This is a genomic window from Saccharothrix hoggarensis, from assembly GCF_042678885.1.
GTDB classification, from domain to species: domain Bacteria; phylum Actinomycetota; class Actinomycetes; order Mycobacteriales; family Pseudonocardiaceae; genus Actinosynnema; species Actinosynnema hoggarensis.
This window is the reverse complement of sequence record NZ_JBHTLK010000244.1, coordinates 1-10,086: the sequence shown is the minus strand read 5'-3', so window position 1 is coordinate 10,086 and position 10,086 is coordinate 1. Positions and strand designations below refer to the sequence as shown.

General features: G+C 74.1%; 14 protein-coding genes. 6 read left to right on the top strand and 8 right to left on the bottom strand.

Annotation, left to right across the window (positions count from 1 at the left end):
* Both ACFQ3T_RS30590 and ACFQ3T_RS30585 read left to right on the top strand, forming a co-directional pair.
* Positions 1-619, top strand: a 619-nt coding sequence (locus tag ACFQ3T_RS30590) for a PucR family transcriptional regulator (RefSeq protein WP_380728560.1), incomplete at its 5' end; no start/stop codon positions are given.
* A 94-nt stretch (positions 620-713) separates the two neighbouring features.
* The gene (locus ACFQ3T_RS30585; RefSeq protein WP_380728559.1) at positions 714-1,157 is read left to right on the top strand and encodes a hypothetical protein; all 444 of its coding nucleotides are present in this window, start codon (positions 714-716) and stop codon (positions 1,155-1,157) included.
* Between the two features lie 91 nt (positions 1,158-1,248).
* Here ACFQ3T_RS30585 and ACFQ3T_RS30580 read toward each other — a convergent pair whose 3' ends face one another.
* Positions 1,249-1,416 carry a hypothetical protein gene (locus ACFQ3T_RS30580; RefSeq protein WP_380728557.1) on the bottom strand — a complete coding sequence of 56 codons (168 nt, stop codon included), beginning with the start codon at positions 1,414-1,416 and terminating at the stop codon, positions 1,249-1,251.
* Between the two features lie 192 nt (positions 1,417-1,608).
* On the opposite strand from ACFQ3T_RS30580, the gene ACFQ3T_RS30575 reads away from it, so the two are divergent.
* The gene (locus ACFQ3T_RS30575) at positions 1,609-2,979 is read left to right on the top strand and encodes a serine/threonine-protein kinase (protein WP_380728555.1); all 1,371 of its coding nucleotides are present in this window, start codon (positions 1,609-1,611) and stop codon (positions 2,977-2,979) included.
* Positions 2,980-3,091: 112 nt separating this feature from the next.
* Here the strand turns inward: ACFQ3T_RS30575 and ACFQ3T_RS30570 are convergent, their stop codons facing one another.
* The 6 genes from ACFQ3T_RS30570 to ACFQ3T_RS30545 all read right to left on the bottom strand — a co-directional run bounded on the left by ACFQ3T_RS30570 (position 3,092) and on the right by ACFQ3T_RS30545 (position 7,557).
* Complete coding sequence (locus ACFQ3T_RS30570) at positions 3,092-4,048, bottom strand: LLM class F420-dependent oxidoreductase (RefSeq protein ID WP_380728553.1); 957 nt, start codon at positions 4,046-4,048, stop codon at positions 3,092-3,094.
* 8 nt (positions 4,049-4,056) lie between these two features.
* Positions 4,057-4,704, bottom strand: coding sequence for an HAD family hydrolase (locus ACFQ3T_RS30565; RefSeq protein WP_380728551.1), 648 nt, complete (start codon positions 4,702-4,704; stop codon positions 4,057-4,059).
* Positions 4,705-4,829: 125 nt separating this feature from the next.
* Positions 4,830-5,570: an alpha/beta fold hydrolase gene (locus tag ACFQ3T_RS30560; RefSeq protein ID WP_380728550.1), complete on the bottom strand. Its 741-nt coding sequence runs from the start codon at positions 5,568-5,570 to the stop codon at positions 4,830-4,832.
* 129 nt (positions 5,571-5,699) lie between these two features.
* On the bottom strand, positions 5,700-6,626 hold the full coding sequence (locus tag ACFQ3T_RS30555) for an anti-sigma factor RsbA family regulatory protein (RefSeq protein WP_380728548.1): 927 nt from the start codon (positions 6,624-6,626) through the stop codon (positions 5,700-5,702).
* 54 nt (positions 6,627-6,680) lie between these two features.
* Positions 6,681-7,175 carry a GNAT family N-acetyltransferase gene (locus ACFQ3T_RS30550; protein WP_380728546.1) on the bottom strand — a complete coding sequence of 165 codons (495 nt, stop codon included), beginning with the start codon at positions 7,173-7,175 and terminating at the stop codon, positions 6,681-6,683.
* A gap of 10 nt (positions 7,176-7,185) precedes the next feature.
* Positions 7,186-7,557 carry a hypothetical protein gene (locus ACFQ3T_RS30545; RefSeq protein ID WP_380728544.1) on the bottom strand — a complete coding sequence of 124 codons (372 nt, stop codon included), beginning with the start codon at positions 7,555-7,557 and terminating at the stop codon, positions 7,186-7,188.
* A gap of 84 nt (positions 7,558-7,641) precedes the next feature.
* On the opposite strand from ACFQ3T_RS30545, the gene ACFQ3T_RS30540 reads away from it, so the two are divergent.
* The gene (locus ACFQ3T_RS30540; protein WP_380728542.1) at positions 7,642-7,800 is read left to right on the top strand and encodes a hypothetical protein; all 159 of its coding nucleotides are present in this window, start codon (positions 7,642-7,644) and stop codon (positions 7,798-7,800) included.
* A gap of 43 nt (positions 7,801-7,843) precedes the next feature.
* On the opposite strand, the gene ACFQ3T_RS30535 is transcribed toward ACFQ3T_RS30540, so the two are convergent.
* Complete coding sequence (locus tag ACFQ3T_RS30535; protein WP_380728541.1) at positions 7,844-8,644, bottom strand: SDR family NAD(P)-dependent oxidoreductase; 801 nt, start codon at positions 8,642-8,644, stop codon at positions 7,844-7,846.
* Between the two features lie 99 nt (positions 8,645-8,743).
* Between ACFQ3T_RS30535 and ACFQ3T_RS30530 the strand changes: the two genes are divergently transcribed.
* Positions 8,744-9,697: a Ppx/GppA phosphatase family protein gene (locus tag ACFQ3T_RS30530; protein WP_380728539.1), complete on the top strand. Its 954-nt coding sequence runs from the start codon at positions 8,744-8,746 to the stop codon at positions 9,695-9,697.
* A gap of 10 nt (positions 9,698-9,707) precedes the next feature.
* A partial coding sequence (locus tag ACFQ3T_RS30525) for an STAS domain-containing protein (RefSeq protein ID WP_380728537.1) occupies positions 9,708-10,086 on the top strand: 379 nt, incomplete at its 3' end.

The window sequence follows — 10,086 nt, the reverse complement described above, 5'->3', positions numbered from 1 at the left end:
GCTGGACGCGGGCGTCGTCAACGCCGCCGCGTCGCTGCTCACCGTGGCGCTGGCCCGGTCCGACGAGGTCGACGCGGTGCGCCGGGACCTGCGGGAGGCGCGGTTCCGGCTGCTGCTGGCGGGCGTCCCGGTGGACGGCGTCCCCGAAGCGCCGTTCCGCGTGTTCGTGCTGCGCGGCGACGCGCCCGTGCCGCCGGCCGCGGGGTTCTGGGCGGAGGTCGACGGGCGGGTGGTCGTGCTCGCGCGGGAGCTGGACGTGCCCGCCGCCGCGTCGCGCCCGGTGGGTGCGGGCGGTGTCGCGCGGGGCTACCGGGAGGCGCTGCGGGCGCTGGAGGAGGGCGTGGCGACGTTCGAGGAGGTCGCGGGGGCCGGGCTGCTCGCGCCGGACGCCGCGTCGTTCGCCGCCGCGCTGCTGGAGCCGCTGGACGACGTGCTGCGGGAGACCCTGCGGGTGTGGCTGTCGTGCCACGGGCAGGCCGACCCGGCCGCCACCCGCTTGGGCGTGCACCGGCACACCGTGCGCAACCGGTTGCGGAAGGCCGAGGAGCTGCTGGGCCGGTCGCTCGACCCCGCAGGCACGCGCGCCGAACTCTGGCTCGCGCTGCACGCGTCGCCGTAGGCTGTCCGCGCGCCGCCGCGTCCGTGCCCTACGCAACCAGGGGGATACTTTGGCGCGTCGACGTTTCCCGGCGCACGCGGCCGGTGTCGTCACCGTGACCGCCGCCTTGCTCACCGCCGTGTTCACCAGCCCGGCCAGCGCGTGCAGCTGCTTCCCCGGCGGTGAGGGCGACCGGTACCACCGGGCCGACCACGTGTTCACCGGGGTCGTGCTCAGCGAAACCCTCGAAGAGGGCGACCCGACGTCCACCTTCGACGACCGGTACCGGTACGCCGTGGCCGTGCGGACGGAGTACAAGGGCGACGTGCCGCGCGTGGTCGCGGTGGCGACGGCGACCAGCGGCGCCGCGTGCGGCATCCGGATGACGAAGGGCAGCGAGTACCTCGTGTTCGCGCACGGCGACTCGGCCGACCGCCGGGTGGAGTCGACCTACTGCAGCGGCACCCGGTTGGCCTCGGCCGGCCCGCCGGTGACGACCGGGTCGCTGACGACCACGACGACCCCGCCCACCAGCCCGTGCGCGACCGCCGTGCCGTAGGTCGGGGTGGGCTTCGGGTTGCTGCGACCCGGGTGAGGGCGGTTCGACCGCCGGAGCGCCGGAGGTCACTCGTTTGGGTGATCTTCGGTGTTCAGCCCGGCAGCTCGTCGCCGTCCACGGGACCGTGCTCGTACTCTTCGTCGGGGTCGCTGCCGTACTGAGCGGGCCGCACCCCGTCCACCTCGCCCAGGGCGTCCACCTTCGCGGCCGGGTCGTCGATGAACTCGTTGATCGTGGGCTCGTGCTCGCGTTCGGTCATGCGGCGGAGGTACCCCGCGGGCAGCGGTCCGACACCGTGCGCGAGGCCTTCGGGTTGCCGAAGCAGGGCGTGGTTTGTGACAGGGGGGCCACGGGTAGGTGGACTCGGAACGGCAAACGAGGTGGCCGCTCGCCCCGGTGACCGGTAGCTTCCGGCCTCCCGGCCTCGTCGACGCAGCGGAGGTTCGACCGGATGTGGGACGGTGACCTGACCGGCGAGGTCGTCGACGGCAGGTACGCCCTCGGCAGCCTGTACGGCACCGGCGGCATGGCCGAGGTGTACCGCGCGTTCGACACCCGCCTCGACCGGAAGGTCGCGCTCAAGTTCTTCCAGGGCGAGGCGTCGGGCGAGGACCGGATCAGGCTCGACCGCGAGGCGCAGGTCCTCGGCGAGATGCGCTGCCCCGGCCTGGTCGAGGTGTACGGCACCGGGGTCTTCCGCGGCCGGCCGTACTTCGTGATGCAGGCCGTCGAGGGCGGCACGCTGCGCCGTCGCATGCGCGGCGCGCTGGAGCCCGAGGTGGTGGCCACGATCGGCGCCCAGGTCGCCGGCGTGCTGGCCCACGTGCACGAGCACGGCGTCGTGCACCGGGACGTGAAGCCGTCGAACATCCTGCTCGACGCCGCCGGGCGGCGCGCCTACCTCGCCGACTTCGGGTTGGCGCTCCAGGCGCAGGTCACCCGCGTGACGCGGTCCGGCATCCTCGTCGGCACCGCCGGCTACCTCGCGCCCGAGCAGGTGCGCGGGGCGGACGTGCAGCCGTCCGCCGACGTGTACGCGCTGGGCCTGGTGCTGCTGGAGTGCCTGACCGGGCGGCCCGAGTACCCGGGCGGTGACACGGAGGCCGCGCTGTCCCGGCTGCACCGCGAGCCGCGCATCCCGGCGAACCTCCCCGACGCGTGGACCAGGGTCCTCACCGCGATGACCGCGTCCGACCCGGCCAAGCGGCCCACGGCGGCGGAGTGCGAGCGCCTGCTCACGGCGGCAGGGAAGGCCAGCGCCGGCCTGCCGCCGCTGGTAGAGGTCGCCGAGGTGGTCGTGGCGAGCACGCCCCCGGTGGCGGAGGCGGAGCCGCGGCGCAAGGACAGGCGGGTGTTGCTGGGCGGGGTCATGGCCGCGGCGGCGTTCACGGCGGTGACGCTGGTGGTGCTGACCGACACCACCGCGCCCGAGCACGGCCGGTTGCCCGGCCAGCCCGGCACGACGTCCGCGGGCGACCCGGTGGCCGAGCAGGCGCCCGGCACCGTCCTGCCGGACGGGCCGGCGGGCTCCACGGTGACGTTCGTGAACGGGACGCAGGTCCACCTGCCGGCCGGCAACGCCGACAACGCCGACAACCCCGCGGCGGGCCACCCCGGCGACTCCGGCGAGCCGGTCGGCCACCCCGCCGAGGTGACGACGACCGACGGCGCCCGCCCGACCACGACCAAATCCCGGCCGGAAACCCCGGGCAACACCGCGACTCCGACGAAGGCCCCGTCCAACGGCCCGGTGGTCGTGCCGACCCCGCCGGTCGAGACCGGCCCGCCGTCCCGCGACCGAGGCGCCACAGCGCGCGGCTGAGCACGGTCGGCGGCTGAGCACGGTCGGTGGCGCCTGGGCCGACCGCGCGCCCCCCGACCGCCGGACGAGCCGAGACCCGCCCCGCGCGGGGACGGGTCTCGGCTCGTGAGGTCTAGCGGAGGGCCGGGAGCAGGTCGGACTTGGCGAAGTCCAGGAACTCCGACTGGTGGTCGCCGCCGATCTGCACCAGGGCCAGGTCGGTGAAGCCCGCCTCGCGGAACTTCGCCGCGGCCTCCACGATCGGGCCCACGTCGGGGCCGCACGGGATCTTCTCGGCCACGTCCTCCGGCCGCACGAACTGGGTCGCGCCCGCGAAACCCGCCGTGCCGGGCAGCTCCGCGTTCACCTTCCACCCGCCCGCGAACCAGCGGAACTGCTCGTGGGCGCGTTCCACGGCCCGGTCGCGGTCCTCGTCCCAGCAGACCGGCAGCTGGCCGATCTTCCGCGATTGCCCGCCCTGGAACACGTCCCACTCCTGGCTCAGCGCCGCGTCCGGCTCGACCGCCACCATCGCGTCCGCCAGCGGCGCGAACGTGCGCACCGACTGCCCGCCGGACACCGCGACGGCGATCGGCACCCGCTGGTCGGGCAGGTCCCACAGCTTCGCCGAGTCCACCCGGAAGTGGTCGCCGGAGTAGTTCACGTACCCGCCGTCGAACAGCAGCGAGATGATCTCCACGGCCTCGCGCAGCAACTCGTGCCGCACGTTCACCGGCGGCCAGCCCCGGCCGACGACGTGCTCGTTCAGGTTCTCGCCCGCGCCGATGCCGAGGGTGAACCGATTGCCGGACAGCAGTTGCACCGTCGCGGCCTTCTGCGCGACCACCGCCGGGTGGTACCGCACGGTCGGGCACGTCACGTAGGTCATCAGCTCGACCCGCCCGGTGGCCTGGGTGACCGCGCCCAGCACGCTCCACGCGTACGGCGCGTGCCCCTGCTCGTCCAGCCACGGCGAGTAGTGGTCGCTCATCACCTCGAAGTCGAAGCCGACGTCCTCGGCTCGCCTGGCGTGCTCGACCAGCTCGCGTGGCCCGGCCTGCTCGGTCATGAGGGTGTAGCCGATCCGCACGCTTCCTCCTACGCCATCGGCAGGTCGGTGAGGTCCGCCCGCAACTCGTCGAGTCCTTCGTAGACTGCCGACGCGCCGTGCTCCCGCAACTCGGCCTCGCCGAAACCACCCGTGCGCACGCAGACGACGGGCAGGCCCGCCCGCCGCCCGGCCTCGCAGTCCCACACCGAGTCGCCGATGAGCACCGCCCGGCCGCTGCCGTCCACCCGCCGCAGCGCCACCTCGACGAGGTCGGGCGCGGGCTTGCTCTCCTCGACGTCGTCCGCCGAGACCGACGTGACGCCGGACGCGTCGATGAGCTTCAGGTAGTGGTCGACGTGGTGGCGCTTGCCGGAACTCGCGAGCACCACGGTGAACTGCTGCTCCAGCGCCGAGGCCACGAGCCGGTGCGCGCCCTCCAGCGGCCGGATCTCGGCCAGCATGGGCTCGAACGCCGCCTCCCACGCCTTGCGGAGGTCGTCGCCGTGCTCGCGCTCGACGTGCTCGCCCGCCACCGCGGTGACGAGCTTGTCGCCGCCCATCCCGATGGCCCGGTGCAGCCGCCACGTCGGGACGGTCAGGTCGAAGCGGCGGAACGCGCGGAACCACGCGACGGCGTTGTGGTAGTTGCTGTCCACCAGCGTGCCGTCGACGTCGAGGACGAGCGTGTTGGTCATGCGGCCTGGTTAACCAGGCAGGACACCGACCAAACCGGACGACCGGACCGGGGCGTTCGGCGCGGTGGGCGGGTCGTGCGGTCGGTGCGGTCGAGTGGTCGGCCGGAGGCGGTTGGGTCGCGCGGTCAGCGGCCGGGGCCCAGGGAGTCGAGGAACTCCTCGATCAGGCGGGCCCACTCGGCGGGCGCCTCGACCGCCGGGGCGTGGCCGCTGTCCAGCTCCGCCCAGCGGGAGCCGGGGACCAGGTCGGCCAGGGCGCGGGTCGTGCCGGGGGAGATCAGGCGGTCGTGCTTGGCGCCGATCACGAGCGTCGGCACGGTCAGCGACGGCAGCTCGGCCCGCAGGTCGGTGCGCAGCACGAGGTCCACCTGGTCGGGCGAGCCGGGTGGGACGGTGAGCGCGATCAGCTCCAGGAAGCCCTCGGCCTGCTCGGCGGTCATCCGCCGGTGGAACGGCTCGCCCAGCGCCACCGACATCAGGTAGCGGGCGAGCGTGGTGCGGTCGCCGGCCAGCAGCCGCCGCCACTCCCGCAGCCGGGCGCCGGTCTCGTCGTCGATGTGGGCGAAACCGGCGGTGAGCACCAGCGCCGTGACCCGCTCGGGGTGACGTGACGCGGCGCGCACGGCGACCGCGCACCCCATCGAGAAGCCGACGACCGCGAACCGCTCCTCGCCGTCGGCGGCGGCCACGAGCTGATCGGCGAGGTCGTCCAGCTCCAGCGGCGCGGTCGCGCGCGGGGTCGTCCCGGAGCCGGGGAAGTCGATCGCGTGCACCCTGCGCTTGCGCGACAGCTGCGGGATGAGCGGGCTGAAGTTCGCGCGGACGGTGCCGCCGGCCCCGTGGGCGAGCAGGAGTGCGGGAATCACGTGGTCGATTCTGCCGGGCCCCGCCCGCGGCGCGTGGCCGATTACCGTCCGAACGCCCGTCCACGACCTGCGCCGATAGGCCATTAGTGGACGAAGGTGGGCAACGACACACCGCGGCGCGCGGTCGGGTCAGCCGACGTACACGCGGATCGACGTCCCGGAGTCGCCGGTGTGCACGCGCACCAGGTCGCACAGCAGGTTCACCAGCATCACGCCGTACCCGCCGCGGGCGTTCGCCCCGGGGTTCCGCCTGCCCACCATCGGGTTCTCGATCCGGCCCGCGTCACGCACCTCGCAGACCACCGCGGCGTCCTCGCACCACAGCAGCAACGTGCCGCCGCCGCCACCGTGCACGACGCTGTTCGTCGTCAGCTCGTTCACCGCGAGCACGAGGTCCTCGACCTGGTCGGCGGTCAGGCCCGCCTCGGTGGCGAACCCGGCGACGAGCCGACGCGTGACGCCGAGCCCGTCGAGGTCGAACCCGCGGGTGAGGACGTCCGGCGGCGGCGGGGGGAGCGGCCGGTTGAACTCCTCGGCGATCAGGAACGGCTCGCGGTAGTCCGTGCTCGGCCTGCGGCGGTCGTCCTCCACCACGACCGGGTGCGTGGTCTCCGCGTCGCGGATCGCGTCCGGCGAGAGGTTCGCGGTGTCGTACGGGCACAGGATCCACGCCGGGCGGTCCTCGAAGGCGGTGTTGATCAGCGCCTCGTGCTGCACGCACGCCGGGTACTCCAGCTCGGTGCGGCCCGGCCAGATGGGCTCGCCGATGATCCGCACCCGACCGGTGGTGGCGTGCTCGACCGCGTTGTCCGTGAACGCGGTCAGCACGCCGGGGATGATGCGGCCCGGGTTCCGCCCGGCGCGCGTCATGTCGAGGAACTCGACCTGGTCCGCCTGTCTGCCCAGCGCGGCCCGTAACAGGTCGATCCCGCGCTGCGGCACGGCCACCAGCACCGGCTCGCCGGCGGCCAGGCCGTCGCGCACGAACGGCACCGTTCCCGCGAGGTACTGCTCGTCGTCGCGGTAGAGCAGTGCCTCGTGCACGAAGTCGACCACCGGGGGACCCTCCGAACGGTTGCTGGCGGGAGGTCTGCCCGCCCAGTATCGCGCTCAAACGCCCCGAATGAGCACCTTGCGCAGGCAAACGCGCGTCGCGGGGTCCAATCCGCGCCTCCGTTCGGCCTCCACGACCGCCCGCAGGCCGGGCGACAGCGTCTCCACCTCGTGAAACCCGAGCCGCCGGTAGTACGGCTCGTTCCACGGGACGTCGCGGAAAGTCGTCAAGGTCAACGCGTCGAGCCCGTGTGTCGCAGCCCACTGCTCCACGTGGCCGAGCAGCGCCGCGCCGATGCCGCGCCGCGAGTGGTCCGGGTGCACGCTGATCTGCTCGACGTGCGCCGCGCCGTCGACCACCTCCACCCCGACCCACGCCACGGGGCGCGGGTCGACGGCCACCCACACGTGCAGCTGTTCGAGGGTGCTCAGCGGCATGGGGTCGTCGTCGGCGATCTCGGGCATCCCGATGTCGCGGAACGGCTCGCCGGAGGCGCGCTCGACGGCGGGCAGGAGCGGCAGCTCCTCGGGGCGGGCGGGGCGGATCTCCACCCGCGCATGATCAGCCGGCGGTGAGGTTCTGCTCAACCTCGTTCGCCAGCGCTTCGAGCATGCGCTCGGGCAGCCGGTCGTCGGGGCACTCGTCCACGTGGAGTTCCGCGACGCTGCCCGCCGCGCCCGCCAACGAGACGCGCAGCGTGCCGCGGCAGCCGTGGTCGGCCAGCGGTTCCCACGTGAGCAGCAGCTGGTCGTAGTCGGCGGCCAGCTGCACCTGCCGCGGTCCGCCGTCCGCGCGGAGGAGCAGCACGTCGTCCGTCCGGCCGACGACCTCGTAGGGCTCGGGCAGCCACGCGGCGAGGCGGGACGGGTCGGCGGCGGCGTTGAACACCAGGTCGGGGAGGGCCGGGATGTCGCGTCTGGCGTGGATGGTCACGGTGCCGGTTACCCCGTCCGGGAGCGCACACACCGTTCGGGTCACCGGCCGTTCGAGTCGCCGCGCACCGGGTAACCGGCCGCCATGACCGCAGCAGACACGCCCCGAGAGCCGGTGGACGAGCCGGTGGACCCCGACGAGATCGCGGAGGAGGCGCCGATCGACCCCACCCCGCAGGAGGTGGACGAGTACCGCGAGCTGATCGGCGACGACGTCCCCTCGGACGACGACACCCCGGTGTGACCCGACGTCCCGGTGTGACCCGACGTCCGGGTCCGACCGGGGGTCACGTCCCGGCCGAGCCCGGCTCCGTCATGGCCCGCGTCACCCGGGCCGTCACGGGGTCGGGCAGGACCCGGCCCGCGACCGCCTGCGCCTTGTTCCGCAGCGACCCGGCCACCACCTGGTCGTCGCCCGCCATCAACGCCTTGAACCCGGCCCGCGCGACCTCCGCCGGGTCGTCCTTCGGTCCCGTGGCGACCTTCGTGTCCGTCATGCCCGCCCGGCGGAAGAAGTCCGTGTCGGTCGGCCCGGGCAGCAGCGCCGTCACGGTCACCCCGCTGTCGCGCAACTCCTCCCGCAACGCCTGCGAGAACGACAGCAGGAACGCCTTCGACGCCGCGTACACCGAGTGGAACGGCCCCGGCGCGGTGCCGGCGACCGACGACGTGAACAGCACCCGGCCCGCGCCCCGGTCGACCATCGCGGGCACCAGCCGCTTCGCCAGGTGAACCGCCGACCCGATGTTCAGCGACACCACCCGCAGGTGCGAGCGCAGGTCGCTGTCGTCCACGAAGTCGCCGCCGACGCCGACCCCCGCGTTGACCGCCAGCGCCGCCACCGGCCGCCCGGCCTCCTCGACCACGGCGACCAGGTCCTCGTTGCCCTCGAACGTCGCCAGGTCCGCCCGCACCGCGTCGACCCGCGCGCCGCCCGCGGCCAACTCCCGGGCGACGTCCTCCACCGCGGCGTTCTCCGCGGCGACGACCAGGTCGAACCCCTCGGCCACGAACACCTTCGCCAGTTCCAGCCCGATCCCGCTCGACGCGCCGGTCACCACGGCCAACGGCCTCTCCACAGCACCCATGGCCGTGAACTACCCGCAGTCGGATCACCCAATCCGGTTTCACCCGATGTGTTCCTGGGCACCCTCCGGTTCCTCACACACAGCGGTTGGCGGTGACGTATGTCCGGAAGACGAGGTCAGGTGGGCGTCCTCGACGTCGGCTGCTTCAGCGCGCACCTGGTCGTCGTCGACGGTTCCCCCTTGCACCCCCTCGTCTCGCACAAGACCCGCCTCCGACTGGACAAGGCGCTCGACCGGCACAACCGACTCGGCCCCGACGGCGTGGAACAGGTTGTGAGGGCTGTCCGCACCGCGCACCGCGTCGCCGACCGGGCGGGCGTCACGCGCGTCGTCCCGTTCGCCACGTCCGTCATCCGGGACGCCGCGAACGCCGAGGTGGTGATCGCCGAGGTCGCCCGGCGCACCGGCACGGTCCTGCGCGTCCTGCCCGGCTCCGAGGAGGCGCGCCTCTCCTACGTGGCCGCGCGGCACTGGTTCGGGTGGCACGTCGGCCGCCTGCTGGTGCTCGACGTCGGCGGCGGCACCGTCGAACTCGCCGCCGGTGACGACGTGCAGCCGTCGCTGGCGCGCTCGCTGCCGTTCGGCGCCCGCACGATGACCCGCCGGCTCGCCCTCGACCGGACCGCGGCGCGCGACCACCGCGGCCTCGGGCGCGAACAGGTCCTGGTGCACGACCGCGTGGTGGCCGCGCTGGACGGCACGGACGTCGCCGACCACCGGGCCGTCGGCTGCTCGAAGGTGTTCCAGCAGTTGGCGCGGCTGGCCGGCGCGCGCCCGCAGCACGAAGGGCCGTTCGTGCCGCGCACCCTGCGCCTGGCCGACCTGCGCCAGTGGGTGCCGAGGCTCGCCCGGATGCCCGCGCCGCGACGGGCGCGGCTGCCCGGCATCTCGCCGCACCGCGCCGGGCAGTCGCTCGCCGGCGCGCTGGTCGCGGAGGCGCTGATGGTGGCCACCGGCCACGACGAGGTGGAGATATGCCCGTGGTCGACGAGGGAAGGGCTGCTGCTCACCCTCTCCGAGGTGGGCTACGACGAGTTCTGCCGGGTGGCTTGAAGGGAACGGAATGCTGGCGCTGTCGGTCGAGACCCACCGGACGGGGTGCGCGGTGGTCGTGGCGACCGGGGAGTTGGACCTGGCGGGAGCGCGCCGGGTGCTGGACAAGATGGACCGCCTGGTGACCGAGGGACGTGACCGGATCGTCCTCGACATGGCGGGGGTCGCGTTCTGCGGGGCGCAGGCGATGAGCGCGTTGGTGCGCACCAGGGCGCGGGCGCAGCGGGCGGGCGGCTGGTTGCGGCTGGCCGCCGTGCCGCCGCACGTCCGGCGGGTGTTCGAGCGCACCGACCTGGACCGGCTGTTCCCGCGGTACCCGGACGTGGCGTCGGCGGCCACCGGGCGTGCTGTGCCGGCCGGTGCGGTGGCGAGCGCTGAGCGTGCGGCCG

Coding starts and splice junctions, on each gene's coding strand:
- ACFQ3T_RS30580 (WP_380728557.1), bottom strand. CDS start 1,416: ATGACCGAACGCGAGCACGAGCCCACGATCAACGAGTTCATCGACGAC.
- ACFQ3T_RS30575 (WP_380728555.1), top strand. CDS start 1,609: ATGTGGGACGGTGACCTGACCGGCGAGGTCGTCGACGGCAGGTACGCC.
- ACFQ3T_RS30565 (WP_380728551.1), bottom strand. CDS start 4,704: ATGACCAACACGCTCGTCCTCGACGTCGACGGCACGCTGGTGGACAGC.
- ACFQ3T_RS30540 (WP_380728542.1), top strand. CDS start 7,642: ATGACCGCAGCAGACACGCCCCGAGAGCCGGTGGACGAGCCGGTGGAC.
- ACFQ3T_RS30535 (WP_380728541.1), bottom strand. CDS start 8,644: ATGGGTGCTGTGGAGAGGCCGTTGGCCGTGGTGACCGGCGCGTCGAGC.
- ACFQ3T_RS30530 (WP_380728539.1), top strand. CDS start 8,744: ATGTCCGGAAGACGAGGTCAGGTGGGCGTCCTCGACGTCGGCTGCTTC.